This window comes from Actinoplanes oblitus, from assembly GCF_030252345.1.
In the GTDB taxonomy this organism is placed as follows: Bacteria; Actinomycetota; Actinomycetes; order Mycobacteriales; family Micromonosporaceae; genus Actinoplanes; species Actinoplanes oblitus.
The window spans coordinates 3,970,465-3,995,503 of the sequence record NZ_CP126980.1; the positions used below are offsets into that span (position 1 = coordinate 3,970,465).

Below are 25,039 nucleotides of genomic sequence, written 5' to 3' on the forward strand. Positions count from 1 at the left end.
GTTCTTCGTCGGCTGATCCGGCGGGACGACCTCCGGTTCTCGTGCCGTCGAGATCGAGATTGGCCAGTCGAGACGCGTGGATGTTCATCATTTGCGTAGTCGCGGCACGGACGTAGCGAGCGCGAAATGCCGCCATTCAACCTGTTACCCTCCGGTAACTTGAGGGATTGGGATTCGTCTATGCGTCGGCTCGCTGTCGTACTGTCGTTGCTGTTGATGTCGCTGGTGCTCGCCGTGCCGGCCTCGGCAGGGCCATCCACCACCGGATTCCACTGGAACGACATCACCGCCGGCGACGGCGTACAGCTCAAGTCCAACGTGATCGAACCGGCCACCCCGGGCACGCATCCGGGCGTCGTGCTGGTGGCCAGCTGGGCACTCAACGACTTCCAGTACCTGGCGCAGGCGAAGCAGCTGGCCGAGGCGGGCTACGTGGTGCTCTCCTACACCGCCCGCGGGTTCTGGCTCTCCGGCGGCACCATCGACGTGGCCGGCCCGCGGGACGTCGCCGACGCGTCCAGCGCGGTGGACTGGCTGATCGCGCACACCAGCGTGGATCCGCACCGGATCGGCATCGTCGGGATGTCCTACGGCGGCGGGATCAGCCTGCTGGCCGCCGCGCACGACCCGCGCCTGCGGGCGGTCGGCTCGCTGAGCGGCTGGTCCGACATGGGCGCCTCGATGACCGGCGGCGACACCCGCCGGCCGCAGGCGGCGTGGTTCCTGCAGACCGCGGCGCGGCTCGTCGGGCGCCCGTCGCCGCAGATGAACCAGATCCTCGACGACTACTGGGCCGACCGGGACGCCGAGGGCCGGGACCGGTGGGCGCGGGAACGCTCCGCCCGGTACTCGGTCGACGCGCTGAACCGCAGCAACCCGGCGGTGCTGATCGCGCACAGCTTCGGTGACAGCATCTTCCCGGCCAACCAGATGCTCGACTTCTACACCGCGCTGCGTACCCCGAAGCGCCTCGAACTGGCGCCCGGTGACCACGCCACGGTGGAGATCTCCGGGCTGGCCGGCATCCCGAACCATGTGTGGACCAGCGTGCGGCGCTGGCTCGACCAGTACCTGGCCGGGATCGACACCGGCATCGGCGACGAGCCCGGCGTGGTGCTGCGCCCGCACAACTCGTCGGCGGCCGAGTACTACCCGGACTGGTCGCACGTGACCGGCCACGACGACCGTCTCCGGCTCGGCGCGCCGCACGGCCTGATCGCCACCGGCGACCTCGGCCCGCAACCGCAGGGCACCTGGACCCGCCGGATCCAGGCCGGCACCGACACCATCGCCGGCGGTGGCGTCGCCCTGCTGACCAACGGCCTCGAGCAGCTGACCGGGATCCCGCCGATCGTCTCGCTGCCCGCGGTGTCCCGCCGCCACGCCGGCGTGTGGCTGTCCGGCGCCGCACCGGCCGGCGGGTGGCGGGTCCGCGGCGTGCCCCGGCTGCACGCCCCGCTCGCCTCGACCCACCCGGCCGGCACGGTCATCGCCTACCTGTACGACGTCAACGCCCTCGGCATCGGCAAACTCTTCTCGCACGCCCCGGTCACCTGGCACGGCTCGCCGGCGACGGTGGACCTGCCGCTGCAGGTCACCGCGTACGATCTGCCGTCCGGCCACCGTCTCGCCCTGGTCGTCGACACCAAGGACCCGCTGTATCTCGACGCCAACGCCAAGGACGCGACGATCACCTTCAGCAGCGACGCCTGGCTGGACGTGCCGATCGCCTGAGCGCCGGCCGGGCCGCATCGGTGGTCACCCACGCTGCCGGGCTCCCGCGACGAACATCCTGGCCGGCCTCGTCCAGGATCGCGGGAGCCCGGCAGCGGTCCCGGCAGCGGTACGTATTGCCTGCTGGGCGTCGTTGCGGTATTGGATTCCTCGCGCATGACGGCGGCCGAGAATCGGCGGACGAGAATCGCCGGGATGACCAGGGGAAATGTGTTCCGGCTGCCGAAATATCACTGTGGACATTGCCTGGAAAGATCTTGTGATGCTAGCGTCGGATTCGCGTTCTAAACTGGCGGAAATGCCAGTTCGCATCCACGGGGAGGCGCGGCATGAATTCACGTAAAGTTATCGCAGGATCTATGGCAGTCTTAGCTTCTGTATCCGCCGCCCTCGTGGCTACCGCCGGCCCGGCGCTGGCGAGCGACACGTCGTTCAGTGTCACTGTCAAGCACTCCAACGGCACCATCGTGTCCACGATGTCGGGCAACGTCGTCTGGTACAACCGGTCCGCGGCCCTGACGAACATCAAGCAGTACATCCGGGGCGGCGAATGCTCCTATGCCGCCATCTCGAGCTACTCGGTGCTCGGCGTGGTGGATTACCGCAACACTGCCAAGCGTTGCCCGAGCTCGAACACCACCTACTCGCTCAACAACATTCTCCTCAACGGCAACAATGAGGACAGCGACGGTGATGGCCAGCCCGGTCCGCTGCTCGAAGCAATCACCGACATCGACATCGAGCTGCTCGACGTGAACGATGACCGTCACGCCTTCCAGGTGCTTCGGCGCTGACAGATCCCATAAGGCAGTAAATGCAATAAGGCCGTGAAGTAGCCGTATCCCGAGCCCGCCGGTACGTGCCGGCGGGCTCGGGAACGGTTGGCGGAGCAGGCCGCCGTACCTATCGGGATTAGGCCACCCACGGGCGGGGCTGGTTGACGATCTCGGCGCGCAGGAACACGTCGTACTTCCCCTCGCCCTTGCCGTCGATCCAGAACTTGTGCGTGTAGGGCTCGCTGGTGCCCGGCACGGTGCCCTGGATCGGCGGCGGGGCGTACCCGCCGGCGAACAGCGTCTCGCCGTGCTCGCCCACGTAGTCGTCGGCCAGGCCGAGGCCCTCGACCAGCCCGCCGGCGATCAGCGCGCCGATCGGGCCGCCGGTCAGCATGCCGGCGATGGTGGCCGCCGGGGTGAGCCCGCTGCCCGGCGCGGCGGCGCTGGCCAGGTCGTAGATCGCGGCGCCCTGGGCGGCCGCCGCGGCGGCCTTCTGCATCGCCGCGTCCACCTTCTTGCGGGCCTCCGACGGGGAGCCCTCGTCGTTCTCCAGCACCGCGACGTGCAGCACGCTGGTGACCACCGGCTGCAGGTCGGCGACCACCGCCGGCGCGACCCGGACGTCGTTCTTGTCCACGTCGGTGAACTTGAACATCGAGGTGGCGGACCGGCCGAGCCCGCCCCAGGAGACGACGAAGTACGGCTCGTCGCTGCCGGACAGCTCGCTGGACTCGCCCCAGCACTTGAAGCCGACGAACCAGATCCGCAGGTGCTGGTCGATGATGATCTCCGGGTCACCGGCGGCGGTGGCGGTGATGTGCCCGCCGGTCATCCGCCAGCGGCCCTGACCGGCGGCGACGCTCACCGCACCGGTCGGCAGGCCCAGCAGGCTGGTCACGCCGCCGGTCCGGTCGTACGCCTCGAGCGCCCGGCGGACCACGATGTCGCTGCGGTCCACCAGCGGGGTCAGCGACTGCAGCCGCCAGCCCTGGCCCCACAGCTCGTCGTAGCGCTTGCGGTACTGCTCGTACGTCGCACCGTAGAGCTGGAACTCGCCGGTGGTGGCGGGCCGCCAGACAGCGGTGTAGCGGGTGTGCCCGCCCACCACGTACGGCTGGAGCAGCTTCAGCCGCCAGCCCTGCTTCCACAGCTCGTCGTACTTCGCCCGGTACGCCTCGTAGCTCACGTCGTAGAGCTGGATCTCGCCCTCGGTGGACTGGCGCCAGACCGCTGTGTACCGGACCTGGTCGCCCGGCAGCACGTACGGCTGGAGTGCCTTGAGCCGCCAGCCCTGCTTCCACAGCTCGTCGTACTTCTTGCGGTAGTCGGCGTAGGTCCAGCCGTACACCTGGATCTCGCCCTCGGTCGACTGCTGCCAGGCGGCGGTGTACCGGACCTGGCCGCCCACCACGTACGGCTGGAGCAGCTTCAGCCGCCAGCCCTGCTTCCACAGCTCGTCGTACTTGGCACGGTACGTCTCGTACGGCACGTCGTAGAGCTGGATCTCGCCGGCGGTGGACTGCTGCCACACCGCGGTGTACCGGACCTGGTCGCCGGAGAGCACGTACGGCTGGAGTGCCTTGAGCCGCCAGCCCTGCTTCCACAGCTCGTCGTACTTCTTGCGATAGTCCGGGTAGGTCCAGCCGTACACCTGGATCTCGCCCTCGGTCGAGGGCTTCCAGACCGCCGCGTACCGGATCTCGTCGTTCGCCATCTCGGTGTTTCTCTCCCGTTCGTGCCGGTGTCGTGGACGCACCCAGGGCACCATCCGGGCCGGGCGGCCGGCCATACGCAGTTCTGCGCATCCGCGTCAGCGCAACCGTCCGGCGCCCGACAGTCCCGACGCGTCGGCGGCGGTGCAATGGGACGGGTGAACACACCCTCGGCCACCGACCTGCGGCGCCTGCTCGACCTGGTCCACGACCTGGACGGCGACGCCGCGGACCAGCTGGGCCGGATGGGCGCCATCCTGGGCAGCGACATGACCTCGCTGAGCACCGTGGACCACGTGGAGGGCCGGCTGGTCGCCTCCCGCAGCACGCCGGCGGAGTCCAACCTGATCCGGGTCTCCTCGTTCCACAGCGTCTTCACGCTGCACCCCGGCTTCGCCGCGTTCCGGGCCGGCCGCCTGCGCCCCGGCACGCCCGCCGCCTGGTCCGACGTGAACACGCTGCGCGAGCTGCGGCGCAATCCGCTGTACGCGGACTTCTTCGCCCCGCGCGGCACCCGCGACCAGTTGCTGTGCGTGGTCCGGCTGAACCGCCGCGAGGGTCACCTGCTCTCCTTCAACCGCTCCCGCCGAGGCTGGACCGGCCGGGACCGCACCGTTGTCCAGCTGATCTCCGCCCACCTCGGGCGGCACCTGGCCCGCCGCGCCGAGATCACCAGGCTGCGCCGCGCGCTGCACCGCCGGGAAGGCCTGGACGCGGCGGCGGGCCGGCTGGCGGCACTCACCCCGCGCGAGCGCGAGGTGCTCGGCGAGGTGGCCCGGGGCGCCTCGGACCGGGACATCGCCCGCTCGCTCGGCGTCCGCGAACGCACCGTCCACAAGCACCTGGAGCAGGCGTACCGCAAGCTCGGCGTGCACTCCCGCACCCAGGCCGCGGCGCTGCTGCACGGCTGACCGCGCGGAGTCCCGCGCGAACCCGCTTTCGAGCACCTCGTGGGACGGGGCCGGCGACGACCACGTGTTGGACGTGGCGGGGCGGATCCGCGCCGACGAGCGGCGGCGCGTGCCGTTCCACCTGGACCGGCTGCTCCGGACTGCGGGGTGCTCCTCGAGCCTTTGCGCCCCAGGGCCAGCAGGCCATGATCAGGGAGTTCCCCGGAAAGTGGGGGCTGGTGCACCTTCGTGGTCCGAAAGTTGCGGCCGGTCGGGTGGCGATGAAGGCTGGAGGCAGAGTGGCGGCCGCACCGGTGGAGACCGCCGCATCCGGCACAGTGATCGAAGGTTACGGCATGGGGACAAAACCTGACAATCTCGCCCGATGGGGGAGGCCGGGGTGACCGGCGCGGTCGACCATCGCGGTCAACGGCGGTTCCGCCATGGTGTGCTGATCGTGGACGGGCAGCACACGATCGAGCGGCGGCTCGTGCCGTCGCTGCGCCGCGACATCACCGCCGGGCAGGCGGTCTTCATGGTGGTCGGTGCCGACACCGCGCGGATCGTCCGGGACCGGCTGGGCGATGACGCGGACACGTTGCAATGGGCCCCGGTGGATGGCTTCTACCAGCGGCTCGGATTCAGCTACCGCAGCTTCGACCGCTATCTGCGCGATCAGCACGACCGGCAGCAGCCGATCCACATCGTCGCCGAGCCCGGCCTGGTCAGTGACCCGCGAGCACCAGTGGACCGGGTCGCCGCCTTTCTGAACTACGAGGCGATGGCCAATGACCGCTACGCCCGCTACGGCAGCCCGATCACCTGCCTGTGGCATCGGGAACACCATCCCGCCTGGGTCATCGACGACGTGCGCAAGGTCCACGGCCAGGAACTGACCGCCCGCGGCGACATCGACAATCCCAGCTACATCGCACCAGCCGCCTACCTGAACGCCCGTGTACCGGCCTCCCTGCCCGCGCCCCCACCGGTCACCGATCTCGACCTCACCGTGTGGGACTTCGCCGAGGTGGCGGCCTGCCGGGCCGCCGTCGCCCGCTGGGCGAGCCACCACGACTTCGTCCCCGCCGCTGTCCGGCAGGTCGTCGCCGCCGGCAACGAAGCCGTCACCAACGGCCTGCAGCACGGCCAGGCACCGGTACAGGTCCGCGCCTGGCGCCGGGACACCACCCTGATCCTGGACATCGAGGACCACGGCGGGCAGCCGATTCCCGCCGACGCGGGCTACCGGCCCCCGGCCACCCTCGCCGGACCCGCGGGACTGTGGGTCGCCCGGCAACTCGCCGACGTCCTGCTCACCAGCACCCACCACGGACGGACCACCGTACGCATGTACTTCCCGCATGCCGTGATCCACAGCAACCTCGACATCCCCTGATGAAACGCACCGGCGACCCCACTCGCCGAGCACCCCGGCCATTGCCACCCACTCGCCCGGGCCGGCCGGCACCGGCCTGAACGACCGGACAGCGACACACCCGGCAGCCGGCGGCACCCATCGGTGATGACCGCACATCGACCGGTGCTGCCGTGGTGAGTGGTATACCCGCCAGATGGATATGCAGCTCAGCGGTAAGGTCATCGCCGTCGTGACCGGCGGCAGCGCCGGCATCGGCCTGGCGATCGCTCGTGGCCTTGCGGCCGAAGGCGCGCACGTCGCGCTCTGCGCCCGGGACGCGGCGCGCCTCACGGCCGCCGCCCTTCAGATCGAAACCCAGTTCGGGGTACGCGCGGTCGCCGTCCCCGCCGACCTGACCGTCCCCACGGCGGCGGCCGAGCTGGCCGCCGCCGTGCAGCGCGAGTTCGGCGGCGCCGACCTGCTCGTCAACAACGCCGGCACGGGCAGCGAGGAGAAGATCCTCACCGCGCCGGACGAGCGCTGGCAGGCGTACTGGGACCTGCACGTGATGGCGGCGGTCCGGCTGGCCCGGGCGCTCGCCCCCGGGATGAAGGCACGCGGCGGCGGGGTGATCCTGCACAACGCGTCGATCTGCGCCACCCAGCCGCTCGGCTACGAACCGATCTACAACGTCACCAAGGCGGCGCTGGTGATGTTCTCCAAGTGCCTGGCGAACGAGCTGATCGGCGACAACATCCGGGTCAACGCGGTGAACCCGGGCCTGGTGATGACCGGGGACTGGGTGAAGACCGCCAAGCAGCTGACCGCCGGCACGGCACAGGGCTGGGAGGAGTACCTGCGGGGGATCGCCGAGGAGAAGGCGCCGATCGGGCGGTTCGCCACCCCGGAGGAGATCGCCGACTTCTTCGTCTTCCTCTGCTCGCCGCGGGCGGCGTACGCGGTGGGCTCCACCTACTACGTCGACGGCGGCTGGCTCAACGTCACGACCTGACCGCGCCCGGCCCGGCGTCGGCGGGCGTGGAACCGTCGACGCAGGCACCGGCGAGCACCTCGCCGAGCAGCGGGGCGAACTTCATCAGGTTCTCGCCGTGCACGGCCAGCACCCGGCCGTTGCGGGCGAACTGCAGGCCGTCGCCGAGATCCGGATGGTGGGTGCAGTAGACCCGGCCGATCGGGCGCGGCTCGACGAACGGCAGGTGCTCGGCGACGTGGGCGGTGACCGCCGCCAGCGACGCGCGTTCCGCGGCGTCCCGCCCGGCGCTCCAGGCCACCAGGGCCGGATCGACGTCGCCGCCGACCGCCCACCCGCCGGCCGCCGCCAGGTGCTGGTAGGTGCCGGGGAGCCCGTCGGCCGCCTCGGTGATCCAGCACTGCGGCCGCTCGGGTGCGCCGCGGCGCAGCGGGAAGGTGACGCGCAGGTGGTGCTCCAGGGCCGACGGTGTGTCGATGCCGGCGCCGGCGGCCAGCCCGGAGGTGCCGGAGCCGGCGGCGATCAGGGCGGTGTCGACGACGTCGGTGGCGGGACCGGCGCTCACGCGTACGCCGGCCGGGGTTTGCTCGACGGCCTCGACCCGGGCGTGCCGCAGGCGGTGGCCGGCGGCCGCGACCAGGTAGGCGCGCAGCCGGTCCACCCGGATCACGCCGCCGGACGGGTCGATCAGGGCGGGACCGGGGAAGGCGCGCGCCGGCAGGCGCAGCAGCGGTGAGTCGGGCTCGACCAGGTCGTGCGGTGCGCCGGCGGCGGCCATCGCGGTGGCCCAGGTGGCGGTCCCGGCGCCGCTGACCACGGTGCCGACCCGGTCGATGAGCGGGGTGCCGGCCTGCTCGCTCCACCTGGCGAACAGCGCGCCGGAGCGGGCGGCCAGCTCCACCATGTCCGGGTAGACGTGCGCCAGCCGGAAGATCCGGGTGTCGCCGGCGGAACGCTCGCCCATCGGCTCGCCGGCCTCGTAGCACCACACGTCGACGCCCTGCCGGAGCAGGGTGAGCGTCACCGACAAGCCGACGACGCCCGCACCGATCACCGCGACCCTCATGGATGGACGCTAGCAGCCGGCACCGGCACGTCAGGTGCAGCGACTGGTGTTGACCGTGCAGGCGGCGGGGCGGTCGCCGGTCCCGGTGCGGGCGAACTGGAAGCGCAGCACCACCGTGGATCCGGCGCCGACCGGCACGCCGGACCGCCAGACGAAGCTGTCACCGGAGCGGCTCAGGGTGGCCTGCGGTGCCGACTCGACCCACGAGGTGCGCAGGTCACCGACGTTGTCCGGGAAGCGCAGCGTGACCGTCCAGTCCCGGGGCTCGCCGGTGGCGTTGCTGATCGCCACCTCGCCGATGAACTCGGTGTCGTACGTCCCGACGACGCCGTAGCGTCCGGTGACCGCCGCGGCCGGCGCGCGCGTGGTCGTGGGCCGCGGTGCCGGCGTCGTGGATCGCGGTGCCGGCGTCGCGCTCGACGGCGACCAGATGACCGGCCGCCGGGAGTGCGCGGATCGCGCGGCGGGGGAGGAGGGTCGTGGCCCGGCCGGCGACGGGGTGACGACCACGGTCTCCCGCGGCGCCGGCGGTGGGAGGACCGGGCCGAGTGCGGTGTCGTCGTCGCGCTCGGCCGGTGACAGCCGGAACATGGTCACGAGCAGCATGAACAGCAGGGCGCCGACACCTACCACGGTCGGCGCCCAGGGGAGCAGATGCCGTACGCCCTCGCGGAAGCCGCCCTCCCGCCGTTTGGATCCCGCCATCTGAAGGAAGCGCCGCCCTTGATCGATCTGTGAACGAGCACACCCTAGGTGGGCTGCCCGGTGAGGTCAACGCCCCGCTCGACCCGTCCGCTGTCAGGCGTCGTCCGGGCAGCGGTCGCGGGCGCGTTCCGGCGGCGGGAACAGGTCCAGCAGGCTCGTCTCCTCGACCGGCAGTGCCGGGTCGACCGCCGGCGAACGCTCCGGCACCGGTGCCGTCAGATGCATGCCGAACCAGTCCGCCGCCTGGATGGCGAGCAGCTCCAGCGCCTCCTGCCCGCTGAAATAGCGATCCGTGCCCGGGATGACGCACAGGTCGGCGTGCGCGCGCATCGCCTTGCGCGCCTGCTCGTTCAGCGTGCGCAGCTGCAGGTCGCGCTCCCCGACGACGAGCAGGGTGGGTGCCTGCAACTGCGCCAGCGCGCCGCCGGCCAGGTCGGCGCGCCCGCCGCGGGTCACCACCGCCTGCACCTCGCCGGGCCGGGCCGCGGCCGCCACCAGCGCCGCCGCGGCGCCGGCGCCGGCGGCGAACAGCCCGACCGGCAGCGGGGCGGTCACCGGCTGGGTGCGCACCCAGCGGAGCGTGCCGATCAGCCGGTCGGCGAGCAGGTCGATGTCGAACAGCCGCGCCTCGTCGGCCCGCTCCCGCGCGGTCAGCGGCTCGATCAGCAACGTCGCCAGGCCCCGGTCCCGCAGCACCCCGGCAACCGCCCGGTCCCGGGGCCGGTTCTGCGCGAACACCACCATGCCCGCCGCGGCCGGTGGCATGGTCAGGTCCCCGTCCAGCAGCGCTCCGGCCGCATGAATTTGCATGATCGCCCAGGTACCCCGCCGCACCGTGGCGAATCCGCCCCATCGAGTAAGCCTTCCGATAGATTGGCCGCAGTCGATTGATGGAGGACAGTGTGGTCCCGTTCCCACGATTCCTGATGCTCACCGCCGCCACCGTGGTGGCGCTGGCCGCCGGCGCCGCGCCCGCCGCGGCCCACGCCCGGACCGATCCGGGCCCCACCACCGGCCCGTGCCAGTACACGCCGACCCCGGACGAGCCCGCCGCCCGGCCGGTCCCGTTGCCGCGCGACCCGCGGCACACCCCCGACCGGGGGACCGTCCCGGTGGTGCTGCACACCAACCTCGGTGAGATCCCGCTGGTGCTCGACCGGGCCGCCGCGCCGTGCACCGTGCAGAGCTTCCTGCACCTGGTCCGGCACCGCTTCTACGACCGGACGATCTGTCACCGGCTCACCGCGTACCCGACCCTGAAGGTCCTGCAGTGCGGGGACCCCAGCGGCACCGGCGAGGGTGGCCCCGGCTACCGCTACCGCGACGAGCTGCCCACGAATCTGCCGCCGGCGCCGACCGACCCGACCGGCGTGCGCCGGCTCTACGCGCGCGGCGTGCTGGCCATGGCCAACGCCGGCCCGGACACCAACGGCAGCCAGTTCTTCCTGGTGTACGGCGACTCCGCGCTGCGCCCCAACTACTCGATCTTCGGGCGGGCGACCGCCCGGGGCCTGACGACGCTGGACCGGATCGCGGCCGGGGGCATCGCGCCGACCGCCGAGGACCCGGCCCCGGTGGACGGGGCGCCGGCACTGCGTACCGAGATCCGCAAGGCCCGCGTCGGGTGCTGAGGCGTACCCGGAACGGCTGACCACCAGCGTGTCCGGTGGGGTCCGGGCGGCCCGGCGGGGCTATGGTCGGGTTTCACACCGGCGAGGGAGGGCACATGCGGCCGCATTTCGCCGAGCTCGGCTGGGCTCCGACCCGGATCGGCGAGATCAGTCTGCGCCGCCGCCGGGATCCCACCACCGAGACCGAGGTGTACGAGGTCAAGCTCGGCGACGAGTACCTCATGTCCAGCCTGTTCACCGTCGCCGAGGAGGAACTCGCCCGGCTCGCCCTGGCGGTCCTGCCGGCGGCGGCCTGCGACGTGGTCGTCGGCGGTCTCGGGCTGGGCTACACCGCCCGCACCGCGCTCGCCGACGACCGGGTCCGCTCGCTGACCGTTGTCGAGGCCCTGGCCCCGGTGATCGACTGGCATCGCGACGACCTGCTGCCCGGCGGGCGCGAGCTCACCGCCGACCCGCGGGTGACGATGCTGCACGGTGACTTCTTCGCCCTGCTGCGCGACGGGACGGGATTCGACCCGGCCGTACCGGACCGGAAGTTCGACGCGATCCTGGTCGACATCGACCATTCGCCGGTCAACGTGCTGGATCCCACCCACGCCGACCTGTACACCACCGCCGGCCTGCACCGACTCGGCGGCCGGCTGCGGCCGGGCGGCGTGTTCGGCCTGTGGTCCGACGACGCGCCGGACGACGGTTTCCTGGCCATGCTGGCGCAGTGCTTCGCCTCGGCCACCGCGCACGTGGTGACCTTCGGCAACCCGCTGACCGGGGGACAGTCGGCCAACACGGTCTATCTCGCGACGGCGGCTCCGCCCGATCAGCCTGTCGCCGCGGACTAGCTCACCGCGCGGCCGGTGCGGTAGGCGACTTCGAGGTGCTCTCCCCCGAAGAGTGATTGATCTTTACGTCAGAGGGCGTTCGCCAGAAATGATGACGTTAGGCTTCAACGCGTCTCCTCCGAAACCCGTCACGGTGACCGAGGATTCGTTGAGGTCGATGACGACCAGCTCGACCCCTTGCTCATCCTCCCCGCTTTCGCCGCAGGCTCGGTCGAAGCGGTCTCCCGGTCGCTGTCGGCGGGGCGACGACCAGTTCGGTGTCCGGGTTGTGGTCGATCGGCGCAGGGCCACCCACGATCATGGTGGCGCGAGCCCACGGCTGTTCACGCGCCAGGAACGGCAGTTCCTCGCGCAGCCAGTTCGCTACATGCTCCAACTGCTCAGGCGAAGCACCGTCCCGGGCGACCAACCGACGCTCCTGCTCATCAAGGTCACCCTGCATCCACACCGAGGCGTCCAGCCACGCCGCGAGCTCCTCGCGGATGACGCCGGTGCCCTCGACGAAGACGAACTCGGCTCCTGCGGGGACAACGATGGATCCGAGCCGGTCGTGGGCGGCCCACGCGTCGGGGCGGAAGTCGACCGCCGCACCCTGGTGCAACGGTTTCAGGATGTTCTCGGCCAGCACCGCGCCCCAGTCGAAATAGGCATGGTTCCAGGCGACATCGTCGGTATGCACGATGGCCGAGTCCGGCACCATTTCGCAGAGCCGTTCAGCCAAAGTCGTCTTGCCCGCACCGCCGCGCCCGTCGATGGCGATCACCCGCGGACGACCGCTGACCTCGGAAGATGCGTCGCGGAGTTGCCGTACAACGTCGAGCACGGTTACTGCCCGCCAGCCAACAGCCTCGATCTCACCTGGATGAAGATGCATCATCAACCTGTCTCTAGCCGACACGCCCAAGCCCTACCCGGACCGGTAGACCAAGTGCCTCACGTTATCGACGTCACTCTGGAGAAGCGCCCCGAGCGCGACGGCAACGCCGCCCGGGCTGAAGGGCACACAGGGCGTTCGCCATAGCGTCACGGTGACGCAACACCGAGCGCCACCCCACGCACTTGCCCTTGACTGTGCGGGTGCGGGTGCGGGTGATCCGGACAGCCTGTTCGGCTTTGGGGAATCCCAGCCTGCCCGGCGTCGCGACGGTCAATGCCTTGACGGTGCGGGTCTCTTGACGGCCGCGACCGGTCTCGCGGGTCTGCGCCCCGACCGGAACCTGCGCCCAGGGCAGGGCCTTGAGTTGGGCGAACAGCTTCGGCTGGTTGGCCTTCGCCGTGACCATCAGACGCGCGCCGTGCTCGGCGAGCAGGGCGGCGTGCCCGACCTGGGCATGCAACGCATCTGCCACGACCAGCACGCCATCCAGCGACCCCAGCACCGTCTTGATCAGCCGCAACAGCGGCGTGAACGCGGGGATTTCATTCGACTTCGCGGCGATCTGGACCTGACCGAGCACGATGCCGGTGCTGGTGTCGTAGGCCGAGAGCAGATGGACCTGACGGCCGTCTCCCACCGGGCACCACGCTCGACCTTCCCGTCGACGGCGATGACCCGGTGCCACCAGTGACCAGCCGCCGGGACCAGCACTGTCCGGTTCTGCAGCCAGCACGCCAGGACCTGCGACAACACAGCGGCGTCGATACGGATCAGCAGCCACACCGTCGTCGCGGCGGGTACCCGGCCATCGAATCCGAGCCGGGCCCACACCGTGCGGTCCTGGAACCGTACCCAGTCGCTGACCGCGGCGAACGTGCACGCCCCCGGCGATCACCGCGCACACCGCTGCCGCCAGGATGGCAACCAGGGGATACCGGCGTCCACGCGGATCCCGCGGGTCAGCCACTACCTCCAACGCGATGAACAGACTCCGCCGGTCACCATCGGTGACCGTGGTCGGGCACGGCACGTGTGGGAGTCGTTGCGGCAGCACGATCTCGGTCAGTAATGATGTCATCAGCGGGTGCGGTCCTGTTCTGGCTCATGGTCTTCGCAAACTCATGATCACCAGCGGGCCGCACCCGTCCTACATGGACCCCAGAATCTCGCCAGTTCCCCACCAAAAACCCCAGCTCAAGCACCCCTCAACCGACTACGCAACCGCCCTGAGCCACGGCGCCGGCCTCGGCCACCACCTTGGCGAAGCTGCGCACGAGGTCGGTCTCGGAGGTGTTGCGCCATACCAGTGCCCACCGCGATGGTAAGGCGTCGGTGACCGGTACGTAGACGATGCCTGGCCACGGGTAGTAGTCGGCGGCCTCGGCTTGTGTCAGGGCCATCGTCTGGCTTCCGGCTACCGTGGTCAACCCCTCCTGCCACGTGCTGACGCAGGTCCCGCGTGGGATCGGGCGGCCGCTGGGGGTGTGGAACGGGACGAGGCTCTCTTCCATGTACTGCGGGATTGGCCCGTTGGGTGCTAGCACCGTGTAGTCGCCGAGGTCTTCGAGGTGGATGGAGGCATGGCGGGCGAGCGGGTGTGTGTTGGCCATCATTGCCATGATCGGTGTGATGCGCAGGACCGGGCCGACGGTCAGGTCAGGCTCTCGGACCGGTAGCCAGAGGACACCAATGTCGATTTGGCCGGACCGCAGGGCGGTGAACGGATCTGGCGGATGGACCTCACGGAAGCGGACCTCTACCGCGGGCTCCCGGGTGCGGAACTCCTCGATGATGTCGCCGAGGGTTTGTGCGGTCGCGCCCATCGTGCCGAGTGTGAGGCTCCGGCCGGCGCCACGCGCTGCGGTCGCCGTGGCCTCGATGCCATCCACGATCTGCCGATACGCGGGTTGAAGCTGTGTCCGCAGTTGCACGCCCAGCCGGGTCAGGCGTACGGCGCGGCTGGTGCGCTCGAACAGCGGCGCGCCGATGCGACGTTCCGTTGTCTTGATCGACTGACTGACCCGTGCTTGCGAGACGTGCAGCCGTTGCGCGGTCCTCCCGAAGTGCAACTCCTCCGCCAGAGCCAGAAAGATCTCGATATCGCGAAGCTCCACCTGCACCCCCGTGGCGAACACCATCAGATCATCGACCCTACCGGTTGTCGCGCGGGGATATCTGTTGTGCCGGTCCGCCGGTTCCCGCGGCTGCGCCGCCTACCCATCGTCTCCCCATAATCGCAGGCTGCGAGGGGCTTCCGGCTCTGATGAGACGTCGCTGAGGGGTGGTGAAGGCACGGCCGGAACGGTCCGGTCGCCCGCCGATCGTCATCGCCGCCGGCGACGAAGGGCCGCGATAAGCGATGCGTTATGGCTGGTTACGTTCTTCGCCGTTGATGGTGATGGCCTGGCTGGCCATTCTGGGGACCTCATACGGTCGGCCGTGACGGATACGGCGACCACGATGCAGCTGGAGGGCTTTGTGCGGTTCACGTTGATGGGCGTGGCGGTTGCCGCCGAGGATCCTGCCGTGAGTGCGGCGTGGTTCGTCGAGCATTTCGGGTTCAAGGGCGGTATCGACCTGGGCTGGTATGTGAACACGCAACACCCAGAGCACCCGAATCTGAGCTTGGACTTCGTACAGCGAGATCACGAGTCGTGGCCGCAGGTCACCCGGGGCAAGAATATCGTGGGTACGCTGTTGGCGTTCCTGGTCGCCGACGTCGACGCCGAGTTCGCTCGGCTGACCTCGGCCGGGCTGGCGGTGGTGATGCCGCTGACGACCGAAGGGTGGGGGCAGCGCCGATTCCAGGTCGCCGGGCCGGACGGGCTGCTGGTGGAGGTGCTGCAGATGGTGGCGCCGGACCCGCGATGGCTTGCCGACAACGGGCTCGCCGAATGAGCCAGGACCCGTTCCTCGAGACCGAGCGGTTGCGGCTGTGCCGTTGACTGGGAACAGCCCGGACTGATCGTTGCCGCCGCCGCATGCTGACGGAACGGGGGAACTCGGCTACGAGGTGCCTCCGCTCCGGCGAGCGGCTGCACTTCTACGAATCACCGCGTGAGGAGCGAGGCCGCCGAGCCGGGCGGCGTCACTACTGCTCCGATGCCAGGCGTGGTCCGGTCAGCCGTGAACAGCAGGCCGGTGAGGGAGTCGACGATCCGGTCGTCGTCCTCGGGCTGGCCGGTGGACGGTATCGCGTAGCCGAACATGCCGAGCATCGCGCCGATGGCGGCGGCGATCAGGTGCGGTTCGCCGAGCAGCCAACGCCCCTGGTCTCGCCCATGACGCAAGACTTCCCCCCGACTCAGACCAAGATGGGAACCCATCGCACATGCGACAGCACACATTCGGTGAATGGCCGCAGCGTGGCCGCGCCGCACACCGCAGCGAGGTGGAGCGGTGACCGACGCCGACGTGATCATTGTCGGGGCCGGCCCAACCGGCCTCATGCTGGCCAACGAACTGCGCCTGGCCGGTGTACGGCCGCTGGTGCTGGAACGGCAGCCGAAGCGGCGCGACACCCCCAAGGCTGGCGGCCTCGGGGGTCAGATCCTCGAACTGCTGCGATACCGGGGTCTCCTGGAGCGGTTCGTGGCGGCGTGCGACGGCCCCGAGCCGGCCGCCCGGTTCCCATTCGGCGGCCTGCACCTGGACCTCACCGGACTGGCGGACCCGCCGCTGCGCGCCCTGCCGCTGAACCAACAGCGGCTGGAGAGCCTGCTCGACGACCTCGCTGGCGAACTCGGAGTCGAGATCCGTCGCGGACACGAAGCGGTCGCCGTCCGCCAGGACGCCGCCGCGGTGACCATGGACATCAGTGGCCCGGACGGGCCGTACCGGCTGCGCGCCTGCTACGCGGTGGGCTGCGACGGCGCACGCAGCCGAATGCGTGACCGGGTCGGCATCGCGTTTCCGGGCACCGACTATGCCGAGGTCAACCGCCTGGCACTGGTCACTGTGCCCGACACCGTCACCGTGCTCGACGGCGGCGGAATCGACGTCCCGGACTTCGGCACGATCCAGACAGGCTTCACCCGGACGGGCACCGGCCTGTTCGGCCTCAGCGCGTCACCCGGCTCCAAGGTCGTGTCCGTCTACACCGTTGAGGACGAGACCACCGACTACGACGACGACCAGCCGATGACCGTGCCTGAGCTGCAACACAGTGTTCGGCGGGTCCTCGGCGCGCACCTGCCCGTCGGCGGAGCGCTCCGGCTGTCACGGTTCACCTTTAAGGCCAGGCTGGCCGAACGGTACCGCAGCGGTCGAGTCCTGCTCGCTGGAGACGCGGCGCACCTCTTCCCGGCCACCGGTGTGGCGATCAACGCCGGCATGCTCGACGCGGTGAACCTCGCCTGGAAGCTCGCCGCCGACATCCACGGCTGGGCACCGGCCGACCTGTTGGACACCTACGACCACGAACGCCGCCTCGCCGGCACCCGCACCATGCTGCACACGCAGGCCCAGGTCGCACTGCGCCGCGGGCACGACCCGGCCGCCGAAGCGCTGCGGACCGTTGTGCAGGAACTACTCACGGATGAGCAGCCCTTGCGGCGGATGGCGGCGCTCGTCGCCGGCGCCGACATCCGCTACCCCACGCCGGGCTCACGCCCCCACCCGCTCGTCGGCGCCTTCGCACCCGACCTCACCCTGCACACCGACCGGGGCGTGACCACCGTCGCGGAACTCGCGCAATCCGCCCGACCCATCCTGCTCGATCTCGCCGACCGCCCGGACCTGTGCCAGGCCGCCGAGCCTTGGCGGCACCGCATCGATCTCCACGCCGCCAAGACCGACCAGCGTCCGGCCGACATGCTCCTGATCCGCCCGGACGCCTACATCGCCTGGATTGCCACCCTCGACGAACCCACCGACACCGCCGAACCGGCGCTGCGGGAGGCCCTCACCTTTTGGTTCGGCACGCCCATAGCATGACGGGCCGCCGACATTGCGCACACGGCACGGCCCGGCTGGCACAGCGTGTAGCTTCGGTGATGTCGGAGCGCCCGGCGCACCGCAGGGTTCGCTGCTGGCGCAGTGGTTCGGCCCGTCCCCGCTGCGTGACGGTCGTGTCTCTCGTCTGGAGCTCAGTCTGCAGGTCCGGCAGCAGCCAGACTGGTACGAGCACGTCGAAGCGATCATCCGAGACCTGAAGGCGGCGCTGTCCGGCGCAGACGTCGGCCAGGCCTTCCCGGTAAACGGGTCGCTGCGGACATATGCGAACCATGGATGGGTTCCCACATTGAGGCCACTACCTGTTCGTGTTGGCCGCTTCAAGAGAACCGCTGACCCGCCCGCGGCCAGGTGGGGTCCAATGGTAGACGTGAAGGGGTGAGGAACCCGGATAAGGAAGCGGTTGTGCACCAAGAAAGCCTCCTCAGGGATTCCACGAGTAAGCGTGTCGCGACGCGGCTTGCCGTGGCGGAGAATTCGGAGACGCCACCCGGGATCATCGAACGCCTGGCCGTCGACCCGTCGAAGAGAATTCGCCGGGCCGTTGCCGTTCGCTCGGATCTGACGCGAACGGTGCTTAACAAGCTCGCGTCGGACGACGACAGGGATGTGCGGGAAGCGGTGGCAGCTAACCCGGCGACATCCCGAGAAGACCTGATCCGGCTCGTCGGCGATCCGCACCCGCACGTCCGCTGGAAGGTGGCCGACAATCCCGGGTGCGACGAAAACGTGCAGCGCGCCATCTGCGCGTCCCCCGACGAGAATCTTCGCTTCAAGCTCGTCTACCGCAAAGACCTTGCCCTCGACGTAGCAGCGGCGCTCGTTGCCGACAGCTCCGTCAACGTCCGCAGTGAACTTGCCTTCGAAACGGCTGATCCGGTCGCCTTGGCCGCCTTGAGCGCCGACTCCGTCGCCAAGGTAAGAGCCGGCGCGGCAATGAACGCCCGCACGACGGCCGAGCAACGCCGCGTCCTCGCCAGGGATCGCTCAGCGCTGGTCCGGTCCGCACTCGTTCGCGCCGTCACCCTGGAGGAGGAGGACCTCCAGCGGCTCGCCCGAGATCGATCGGTAGAGGTCCGGTGGTGGATGGCCACCGCGCTCATCACCCCACCACACATCCGCGCCATCCTCAGACAGGACCCCGACGCGTCAGTCCGCTCGCAGGCAGAGCATCCCTCCTGCTGAATCGACTCGCCGGCGTATCGGCAGACGGCACAGCCCCGTTACTGCTCACCGTGCCTATTCTTGGCACTATCAACTGCCGAGTTGAGTGAGTCGCAGGCATCCGTAACATAGGCGCCGCCGTGCAGGTTCGGCTACGGTTGCATCAGCGACTGGGCCGTTAATTTATGTAGACATGGGGGAGCCGATTTCGGTCTCGGCTCCTTTATCTCTAACGCTCACCCTGGCGTAGTTGATCATCGCCCTCGCCGGAATGGCCACGCACCGCTTCTCGACTAACCTCCTCCTGGAAATCAAACATGATAGCGTCGGCTGCACCTTCGCCCTCTTCCTCATCGGTGAGATCGGCAAGGATGCGGCAAACCTGCAGCCACGCTACTAACTCGTGAGGTCCCACGGGAACGCCGATCGTGTTTCGCCAGTCAGCAGCCGATTCGCCTACCAAGATAATCTCGGTCAGGCCGCCCATTACCAGCGGTGCTACAAGAGCATCCATCATGCCGGCCGATACCGCACGGCGGACGATCTGCCACGGAAGATCGCGATAATCATTCGTCTCATCTTCGTTCTCTTTAGCGATTTCATCTAGTTCAGCAGGAGTTTTCAAGAGGCAGTAGGCCATGGACATGAGAGCTCCGACAAGTGCGCGGGGGGATGAGCCAGGGGATCGCCTGCCATGAGCCTTCAGTTCAGCTGCGCCTGCCCGTATGGCAGTGATGAGCTGGAGCGCCTGCCATAGGTCGCCGGGCACCTGGACCTCAGTGGTAAGTCCCGCCGGGAAGACCTCCGCATACTCGCGCCACTTCTGGGCGGTCGGCGGGGTCAGCTTGGCAACAGGCTTGCCGTGCCGAAGGATAGTGATCCATTCACCGCTTGCCGCTCGATCGACAAGCTTAGGTAGATTTCCTCGTGCGAATGTGAAAGAAACTAAGGTTTCATGTTCACCAGCCGTCATGGGTAAATGGTATCGAAGGCCAGTGTGGCGTACGTCTTGTACATGCCTGTACAGATCGGAACTTGTGCGTTTGGTCGACGGCGATGAAGTATGTAAGGGCGCCTCCGCCACCAAGGAGTGCATATGCCGAGTAGCAAATGAGGAAAGATGGAACCTGTGCTTGAAGAGGCTTTCCGATTAGTGCGGTACGCCATATCGAACAATGCAAGAACGTTGCGATTAATGATTCTAATGATTGTGGCAATTATTGGGTGCCATATATTCTTGTAGGGACAAGATTGGCTTGAAGGTCTGCTGGGCGGATCTCCGAGCTGCCCGTGCGAATGGGCGCATCCGTGGGCATTGCGTAGTTCCTAGATTTGCGCCTCTGGGTTGGAGACGGCGCCCTCTTCTGCCGCCGACCGTCCGCGCGGCCTGGTGGGAACTCCCGTATGAGGTTGCGGCTCCTCAGAGCGGAGCATGTTCGCCAGCGAGGCGGACTCTTGCCTGTTCAACCAGTTCTCGGTATCTGGGGCGGAATGGCTCAACCAATTCGCGCTCCAGCAGAGCGGAGAAGTTCCACAACGCCACCTCTTCGCCACGATGCTCCGGCGGCACAACCCGATCTCGATCCTCGCACCGGTGCAGCCACTCGAACTGTACTAGGGCTTCATCGGAGGTCAGTCGAAGTGTGACTGCATGTTCGTCGTCAGTTGACATGCGCGGAGGGTGCCAGCTCGATCATGGCGGCTCAACCGATTTCGCAGATGACCAGGTCGACGAGCGATTTCAGTGCGCTCATCCGCCATGCGTGAGCGAGCCGGCAGTGCCGTCGCTCCACTGAGTGGGTGTCCCCAGGTACCACGCGCACCGGCCACGATCCGCACGGACTCTTCACGTACTTGGAGGTTGATCACCGCACCACGGTAACGGCACCTTCCTACGCAAGATCAGTAACGGTATTCGCGCCCGAGTCGAGTTTCGGGCTCTAGCGCGAATTCCGTGATTGATCTTGCTGGCTATGGCGCTTGGGTAGTGCTTCGTCGGCTTCTGACGTAGTCCATGTATTCCTCGCCGGCCACCGCGTGGTTGACCCAGCGCTGGGGATCCGCGTCGGTGAGGTGCTCGGCGAGCGCCATCGCTTCTTCCGCGTCTCCGCTACGGGCTAACTCTCGGCCTTCGCCGACGTACGCCTCGTCGGTGGGGTCAAGCGAGAGGAGATTGGGCAGGTCGCCTACCCGTTCGTCATCAGGGTCTTGCACGGTGTGGAGCGAGACTCGGTATTGCCTGTTCATGGGGCTGATCGCCACCCACCGGATGGCTCGTTCGCCGCTGATCTCGACGCCGCCGAGGAACTGTTCGATGCCGTTGCCTCGGCGCAGAGCGCCGATCGCGAACTGCCGGGTGAGATAGCGCATCGGGAGAGCCTAGTGCCGACCTGCTCGCTCGCTGGTCAACCAGCGAGTAGGACGCGCTTTCGCAGCACGTCGAATCCGGCTCGCCCGTACATCTGTCGCTTGATGTCCGCGCCAGAACCCGGCTCTCGCGGACATGGTCAGCCTCGACCGCGCGTTGTCCCGCCGGTAGCCGGGTTCGTTACCGGCGGTCGGCGTGGCGAGCGTTCCGGAACACCTGGACGCCGACCACGAAGCTACCGGCGATCAGGAAGAACAAACCGCCGAAGCGGAGCTCGCCGACGTGGTTCCCGGGTGCGGCGGCGGTGTCGAAATTCAGGTCGCCGCCCTGGATGTGCATGAGAACGCCCTGGTAGAACGTCGCCCGCACGGGAAGGCCGGCCACCTCATCGAGTGGTCCGTGCAGCAGCACCGCGGCCGAGACCTGACGGCCGCCGACGATCATCGAGGCCTGCTCGCGCGTCAGCGCGGTCATCGTGGCGTCGACGGTGATCCGGCAGTTCGCCGAGGTGAACACCTGGCCCTGCGAACACGTGGGGGCATGCCGGAACCGGTCCTGGGCGACGGCGCCGTAGGGCGACACGACCAACAAGGCGATGCCAAGAATCCAACTGAGGACCAACACCGGTAGTGCCTTGCTTACGACAGATCCGTTCGCCCTCACACTCTCCATGATCACACTCCGGCGCTCGCCGACGGCATACGCACGTGCCATGCCGTACGGCCACCTAGCCGTCGTTCCGTGATCACGTCCGCCGGTGCTGTCCCTGTAACCACCCGCCGACCCCGCGACAGTACGAACAGTGACGATCCTGCGCACGGCTGGCGCACCATCAACGCGGCTATGAGAGTGAGTGGGACAGTCCTGGCTCGAGCCCACTGGAAGTCTAATTGGTCGGCTGGTTGCGCTCGCAGTAGTCCGCTGCAGCTCTTAGGTAGGTAGGGTTGTCGGCCATGCTGCCAATGCCCAGGTTGCATTGAGCACACAAGAGTCCGCGAACCCGGCTCGACTTGTGACAATGATCAACCACGAGCTTGAATGATGCAGTTCGGTCTGATCCATCTTTCCGAGGTCGGCCTCGGGATATGACGACTATGTCATCTTCGTGTGTTCCGCAAATGGCGCATCGATAATCCTGGGCCACGCGAAGGGCATCATACTGGTCGGGTGTAATGCCGTACTTCTGGCGGAGGTTTTTCTCGCGCACGCCATCCAGGCGACGGATGGCGTTGATTCGGGTGTTGTTTTCGTCCAGGCACTCCGTGCAGGTCTTCGTGGACCTGCCACCTGGTCTGGTGAATAGTTCCTGAGCACGCGTGCGATCGCAATACCCGCACAGTCTAAATCCAGATCCGGGGAGCGCCACGTGGATGACGGCGTTGATCAAGTGGGTGGGCACTCGCAGAGGGCGGATGGATTTCCGTCGAGGCTTTCTTGATGTGGCGCTGGCTCTCTCGTCCAAACAAGCCACGCAGGTCGCTCCTGGCTGCCTGAGAGCATTGGGACTCCGCGGGTCTCGCCGCCGGAAAGCGGTCATGTCTTTGACCTGATGGCATCGGCTGCATCGCTTCTGGGATGGGCTCAAACCTGCGTCATCGCTCACACATTGATACTAGTACTAACTTTGCATCACTTCGGTGGTGCGGTGACTGCGATCATCGATTGTGGTCTGATCATGCATCAACGCTGGCGAAGGGCGGACCGGACTCGGAGGCGAGCAAGCTCGACCCTGCACCGCATTTATTGGTCGGCAGGACGCCCTCCGAACCGAGCAACCTCTACGCGGCTCTTTTCGGCTACGACCAGGCACCGGCCAGCGCCGAGCGGTCGGTGACGCTCTGTAGCGCGACCCCAGGCAGATCGGTGCACTCGTAGGGTGCGCTTTCGAGCTGACTGGCTGTGCCTGAGCGCCAATCGGTACCTGGGTAGATGACGCCTCGGCATGTCGAGCGCGTGGAGCCGTGGCTGCTCTCACGTGCGCGCAGATCCGGCAGCTCGTCGACCGCCCCACCGACGCGGGAACAGCGGACGCTCGGAGACCGCGACATCCTCATCGCGCTCGACGCCGCTACGAAGACCCACGCACCTGTCGGCTACGCGACCTACCGATCGATATCTTCTCGGCCGGCTGCGCTCGGACCGAATGCTGCGCTGCCCCACCCCACCGCACGTCTACCAGCCACTGGGCGGGCGCCCGGCCAAGCGCGGGGGTGAGTTCGTCTTCGGTGACTCCGGCTCCCTGGGCCGCCGAAGACGCGGTGACGCACACCGATACCCGCCTGTACAGGCTGGTGAAGGCGCATGCCCGGAACCGGCTGCATCCAAGGTTGACCCGTCGGTCGCCCTGTGCCGACCATGCCCAGGCGCTGCCGATCATCTCGAACGCGGTTTCCGGCTCACCGTCCGCCATCTGCCCAGCCGCGGTGAGCCGAAGCCGCTGTGGTCGTGGTGGTCGAAGACCGATGCCACCACCGAGGATGTGGACCGGTGCTGGCAGGCGTTCCTGCGCCGCTTCGACATCGAGCACACCTTCGGCCTGCTGGAACAGACGCTCGGCTGGAGCGCCCCACAGCTCCGCGATCCGACCGGTGGACCTTCCTCGTGCTGGCCGCGCACACTTAGCTGCATCTCGCCCGGCCCTTCGCTCACGAAATGCGCCGGCCCTGGGAACGCCTCACGGCTCCGGAACGACTCACCCCGGGCGCGTGCGGGGAGAGTTCCGCAACTTCCGCGCGACCAGCCCCTTGCCAGCGCTTGCAACCAGACCCAGGATCCGGCCGCCCGCCCGGCTCCCGCAATCGTCACGCCCCTGTCCGCCACAAGGTGGGACTGAGCCTTATCACGACTCAGGTCCATCAGTGACAAGGTCAGGCGTCGCCGACCAGCAGGTCCGCCCAGACGCGCTTGCCGACCTCGGCGTGGTGGCGGTAGGTGCCCCACCGGTCGGCGATCGCCTTGATCAGGTGCATGCCCCGGCCGTGCGGCTGGTCGGCGCGGCGGGTCCGGATCGCCGGCCGGCGGGGATCGTTGTCGACGGCGACCAGCCGCAGGTGCCGGCCCAGGTCGGCCAGTTGCGCCTCGCGCAGGCCGCCGCCGTGCCGCACGGCGTTGCTGATCAGCTCGGTGAACACCAGGTCGACGTCGTCGGCGAGTTCCGGCGACGGTTCCCGGTTCAGCAGCGCCGGCAGCGTCTGCCTCGCCCAAGCGCGCCCCTCGGCGCTGACCCCGGCGTCGCGGGGCTGCCGCGGACGCCAGGTGGCCATGCGCCGCAGACCCGCGTCGGGCAGCGCCGGCTCGCCGGTGACGGTCGCGATCCGGGAACTGTCCAGGGCGTCGGCGGCCGACTGGGCGAACCGCTCGGCGGCGTGCACGTCGTCCTCGGTGAAGGGCGCGTGCGACTCCAGCTCCCGGATCAGCGTCATGGCGCCGAGCACGGCGCCGTCGGAGGTGCACAGCGGCACGACGATCGAGCTGGCGACGCCGAACCGCTGGAAGTTCGACTGCTGGTCGCGGTCGGTGACCACCGACTGCAACATGCCGTCCGGCACCTGCGGCAGGAAGCGGCTGGTGCCGGTCGCGGTGACCCGCCCGGCACCGTAGGCGTCACCGGTGTGCAGGGGAACCTCGGCGGCCCAGTGCCGGATCACCGGCTCCCGCTCGGGGTCGCGATGCCGCAGCGTGATCATTTCGAGGGGCTCGCCGGGCACCGGCAGTGCCTGGCTCAACTCGGCCAGCGGCATCGCGGCGCCGGCCCGCAACGCCTCGACCACGCCGGCACGCACGTGCACGGCGCACCAGTCGGCCAGCTCGGGCACCAACTCGTCGCCCAGCGCGTCGGCGGTGGCGAACCAGTCGGCGGACTCCCCGAGCCGGGCGTTCCAGCCGACGGCGGGCCCGCCCTCCGGAGAATCCGCGGTGTCCTCTGAGCGCATGCCACTGCCTTCTCCGCCGGGCGGCCGAAGAGTGCACGCAGACG

At 68.7% G+C, this 25,039-nt stretch carries 24 protein-coding genes; 10 read left to right on the forward strand and 14 right to left on the reverse strand.

The window, feature by feature from the left end; genetic code table 11:
• Positions 1-180: 180 nt before the first annotated feature.
• A complete protein-coding gene (locus Actob_RS17850) occupies positions 181-1,734 on the forward strand; it encodes a S15 peptidase family protein (protein ID WP_284921349.1) in 1,554 nt (517 codons plus the stop codon).
• A gap of 359 nt (positions 1,735-2,093) precedes the next feature.
• Positions 2,094-2,528 (forward strand): hypothetical protein, encoded by a 435-nt coding sequence (locus Actob_RS17855; protein ID WP_284921350.1) that lies wholly within the window; start codon positions 2,094-2,096, stop codon positions 2,526-2,528.
• Positions 2,529-2,646: 118 nt separating this feature from the next.
• On the opposite strand, the gene Actob_RS17860 is transcribed toward Actob_RS17855, so the two are convergent.
• Entirely contained in the window at positions 2,647-4,266 is a 1,620-nt protein-coding gene (locus tag Actob_RS17860; RefSeq protein ID WP_284921351.1) for a hypothetical protein, read from the reverse strand.
• Positions 4,267-4,380: 114 nt separating this feature from the next.
• Here Actob_RS17860 and Actob_RS17865 point away from each other — a divergent pair, with 114 nt between their 5' ends.
• The 3 genes from Actob_RS17865 (at position 4,381) to Actob_RS17875 (ending at position 7,481) form a co-directional block, all read left to right on the forward strand.
• Positions 4,381-5,133, forward strand: a complete 753-nt coding sequence (locus Actob_RS17865; RefSeq protein ID WP_284921352.1) for a helix-turn-helix transcriptional regulator — start codon at positions 4,381-4,383, stop codon at positions 5,131-5,133.
• A 364-nt stretch (positions 5,134-5,497) separates the two neighbouring features.
• Positions 5,498-6,508 carry an MEDS domain-containing protein gene (locus Actob_RS17870; RefSeq protein WP_284921353.1) on the forward strand — a complete coding sequence of 337 codons (1,011 nt, stop codon included), beginning with the start codon at positions 5,498-5,500 and terminating at the stop codon, positions 6,506-6,508.
• A gap of 175 nt (positions 6,509-6,683) precedes the next feature.
• A complete protein-coding gene (locus tag Actob_RS17875) occupies positions 6,684-7,481 on the forward strand; it encodes an SDR family NAD(P)-dependent oxidoreductase (RefSeq protein ID WP_284921354.1) in 798 nt (265 codons plus the stop codon).
• On the opposite strand, the gene Actob_RS17880 is transcribed toward Actob_RS17875, so the two are convergent.
• The 3 genes from Actob_RS17880 to Actob_RS17890 form a co-directional block, all read right to left on the reverse strand.
• Positions 7,471-8,526, reverse strand: a complete 1,056-nt coding sequence (locus Actob_RS17880) for an NAD(P)/FAD-dependent oxidoreductase (RefSeq protein WP_284921355.1) — start codon at positions 8,524-8,526, stop codon at positions 7,471-7,473. The two genes, Actob_RS17875 and Actob_RS17880, sit on opposite strands and share 11 nt — an antisense overlap.
• A gap of 30 nt (positions 8,527-8,556) precedes the next feature.
• On the reverse strand, positions 8,557-9,231 hold the full coding sequence (locus Actob_RS17885; protein WP_284921356.1) for a cellulose binding domain-containing protein: 675 nt from the start codon (positions 9,229-9,231) through the stop codon (positions 8,557-8,559).
• A gap of 93 nt (positions 9,232-9,324) precedes the next feature.
• Complete coding sequence (locus Actob_RS17890; RefSeq protein ID WP_284921357.1) at positions 9,325-10,041, reverse strand: dienelactone hydrolase family protein; 717 nt, start codon at positions 10,039-10,041, stop codon at positions 9,325-9,327.
• 80 nt (positions 10,042-10,121) lie between these two features.
• Here Actob_RS17890 and Actob_RS17895 point away from each other — a divergent pair, with 80 nt between their 5' ends.
• Entirely contained in the window at positions 10,122-10,862 is a 741-nt protein-coding gene (locus Actob_RS17895; RefSeq protein WP_284921358.1) for a peptidylprolyl isomerase, read from the forward strand.
• Between the two features lie 95 nt (positions 10,863-10,957).
• On the forward strand, positions 10,958-11,701 hold the full coding sequence (locus Actob_RS17900; RefSeq protein ID WP_284921359.1) for a spermidine synthase family protein: 744 nt from the start codon (positions 10,958-10,960) through the stop codon (positions 11,699-11,701).
• Positions 11,702-11,882: 181 nt separating this feature from the next.
• On the opposite strand, the gene Actob_RS17905 is transcribed toward Actob_RS17900, so the two are convergent.
• The 3 genes from Actob_RS17905 to Actob_RS17920 form a co-directional block, all read right to left on the reverse strand.
• Complete coding sequence (locus Actob_RS17905; RefSeq protein ID WP_284921360.1) at positions 11,883-12,578, reverse strand: uridine kinase family protein; 696 nt, start codon at positions 12,576-12,578, stop codon at positions 11,883-11,885.
• Between the two features lie 70 nt (positions 12,579-12,648).
• Complete coding sequence (locus Actob_RS17910) at positions 12,649-13,215, reverse strand: ISAs1 family transposase (RefSeq protein ID WP_284922336.1); 567 nt, start codon at positions 13,213-13,215, stop codon at positions 12,649-12,651.
• 568 nt (positions 13,216-13,783) lie between these two features.
• A complete protein-coding gene (locus tag Actob_RS17920; protein ID WP_284921361.1) occupies positions 13,784-14,716 on the reverse strand; it encodes a LysR family transcriptional regulator in 933 nt (310 codons plus the stop codon).
• A gap of 322 nt (positions 14,717-15,038) precedes the next feature.
• On the opposite strand from Actob_RS17920, the gene Actob_RS17925 reads away from it, so the two are divergent.
• Positions 15,039-15,476: a VOC family protein gene (locus Actob_RS17925; protein WP_284921362.1), complete on the forward strand. Its 438-nt coding sequence runs from the start codon at positions 15,039-15,041 to the stop codon at positions 15,474-15,476.
• 152 nt (positions 15,477-15,628) lie between these two features.
• Here Actob_RS17925 and Actob_RS17930 read toward each other — a convergent pair whose 3' ends face one another.
• On the reverse strand, positions 15,629-15,868 hold the full coding sequence (locus Actob_RS17930) for a hypothetical protein (protein WP_284921363.1): 240 nt from the start codon (positions 15,866-15,868) through the stop codon (positions 15,629-15,631).
• A gap of 109 nt (positions 15,869-15,977) precedes the next feature.
• On the opposite strand from Actob_RS17930, the gene Actob_RS17935 reads away from it, so the two are divergent.
• Both Actob_RS17935 and Actob_RS17940 read left to right on the forward strand, forming a co-directional pair.
• The gene (locus Actob_RS17935; protein ID WP_284921364.1) at positions 15,978-17,513 is read left to right on the forward strand and encodes an FAD-dependent monooxygenase; all 1,536 of its coding nucleotides are present in this window, start codon (positions 15,978-15,980) and stop codon (positions 17,511-17,513) included.
• A 396-nt stretch (positions 17,514-17,909) separates the two neighbouring features.
• Positions 17,910-18,716 (forward strand): hypothetical protein, encoded by an 807-nt coding sequence (locus tag Actob_RS17940; protein WP_284921365.1) that lies wholly within the window; start codon positions 17,910-17,912, stop codon positions 18,714-18,716.
• A gap of 208 nt (positions 18,717-18,924) precedes the next feature.
• Here the strand turns inward: Actob_RS17940 and Actob_RS17945 are convergent, their stop codons facing one another.
• The 6 genes from Actob_RS17945 to Actob_RS17965 form a co-directional block, all read right to left on the reverse strand.
• Entirely contained in the window at positions 18,925-19,668 is a 744-nt protein-coding gene (locus Actob_RS17945; protein ID WP_284921366.1) for a type II toxin-antitoxin system Phd/YefM family antitoxin, read from the reverse strand.
• A 447-nt stretch (positions 19,669-20,115) separates the two neighbouring features.
• On the reverse strand, positions 20,116-20,367 hold the full coding sequence (locus tag Actob_RS17950) for a hypothetical protein (protein ID WP_284921367.1): 252 nt from the start codon (positions 20,365-20,367) through the stop codon (positions 20,116-20,118).
• A 299-nt stretch (positions 20,368-20,666) separates the two neighbouring features.
• Entirely contained in the window at positions 20,667-21,065 is a 399-nt protein-coding gene (locus Actob_RS17955; protein WP_284921368.1) for a hypothetical protein, read from the reverse strand.
• 178 nt (positions 21,066-21,243) lie between these two features.
• Positions 21,244-21,882, reverse strand: coding sequence for a hypothetical protein (locus tag Actob_RS17960; protein ID WP_284921369.1), 639 nt, complete (start codon positions 21,880-21,882; stop codon positions 21,244-21,246).
• Positions 21,883-21,949: 67 nt separating this feature from the next.
• Complete coding sequence (locus Actob_RS44035) at positions 21,950-22,600, reverse strand: endonuclease VII domain-containing protein (RefSeq protein WP_407653709.1); 651 nt, start codon at positions 22,598-22,600, stop codon at positions 21,950-21,952.
• A gap of 1,330 nt (positions 22,601-23,930) precedes the next feature.
• Entirely contained in the window at positions 23,931-24,995 is a 1,065-nt protein-coding gene (locus tag Actob_RS17965; RefSeq protein ID WP_284921370.1) for a GAF domain-containing protein, read from the reverse strand.
• Positions 24,996-25,039 lie beyond the last annotated feature (44 nt).

Bases quoted from the DNA above. Each gene is read 5' to 3' on its own strand.
- Actob_RS17850 (WP_284921349.1), top strand. From the start codon at position 181: ATGCGTCGGCTCGCTGTCGTACTGTCGTTGCTGTTGATGTCGCTGGTG.
- Actob_RS17855 (WP_284921350.1), top strand. From the start codon at position 2,094: ATGGCAGTCTTAGCTTCTGTATCCGCCGCCCTCGTGGCTACCGCCGGC.
- Actob_RS17870 (WP_284921353.1), top strand. From the start codon at position 5,498: ATGGGGGAGGCCGGGGTGACCGGCGCGGTCGACCATCGCGGTCAACGG.
- Actob_RS17875 (WP_284921354.1), top strand. From the start codon at position 6,684: ATGGATATGCAGCTCAGCGGTAAGGTCATCGCCGTCGTGACCGGCGGC.
- Actob_RS17880 (WP_284921355.1), bottom strand. From the start codon at position 8,526: ATGAGGGTCGCGGTGATCGGTGCGGGCGTCGTCGGCTTGTCGGTGACG.
- Actob_RS17885 (WP_284921356.1), bottom strand. From the start codon at position 9,231: ATGGCGGGATCCAAACGGCGGGAGGGCGGCTTCCGCGAGGGCGTACGG.
- Actob_RS17890 (WP_284921357.1), bottom strand. From the start codon at position 10,041: ATGCAAATTCATGCGGCCGGAGCGCTGCTGGACGGGGACCTGACCATG.
- Actob_RS17895 (WP_284921358.1), top strand. From the start codon at position 10,122: ATGGAGGACAGTGTGGTCCCGTTCCCACGATTCCTGATGCTCACCGCC.
- Actob_RS17900 (WP_284921359.1), top strand. From the start codon at position 10,958: ATGCGGCCGCATTTCGCCGAGCTCGGCTGGGCTCCGACCCGGATCGGC.
- Actob_RS17905 (WP_284921360.1), bottom strand. From the start codon at position 12,578: ATGATGCATCTTCATCCAGGTGAGATCGAGGCTGTTGGCTGGCGGGCA.
- Actob_RS17920 (WP_284921361.1), bottom strand. From the start codon at position 14,716: ATGGTGTTCGCCACGGGGGTGCAGGTGGAGCTTCGCGATATCGAGATC.
- Actob_RS17925 (WP_284921362.1), top strand. From the start codon at position 15,039: ATGCAGCTGGAGGGCTTTGTGCGGTTCACGTTGATGGGCGTGGCGGTT.
- Actob_RS17945 (WP_284921366.1), bottom strand. From the start codon at position 19,668: ATGACGGCTGGTGAACATGAAACCTTAGTTTCTTTCACATTCGCACGA.
- Actob_RS17950 (WP_284921367.1), bottom strand. From the start codon at position 20,367: ATGTCAACTGACGACGAACATGCAGTCACACTTCGACTGACCTCCGAT.
- Actob_RS17955 (WP_284921368.1), bottom strand. From the start codon at position 21,065: ATGCGCTATCTCACCCGGCAGTTCGCGATCGGCGCTCTGCGCCGAGGC.
- Actob_RS44035 (WP_407653709.1), bottom strand. From the start codon at position 22,600: ATGACCGCTTTCCGGCGGCGAGACCCGCGGAGTCCCAATGCTCTCAGG.
- Actob_RS17965 (WP_284921370.1), bottom strand. From the start codon at position 24,995: ATGCGCTCAGAGGACACCGCGGATTCTCCGGAGGGCGGGCCCGCCGTC.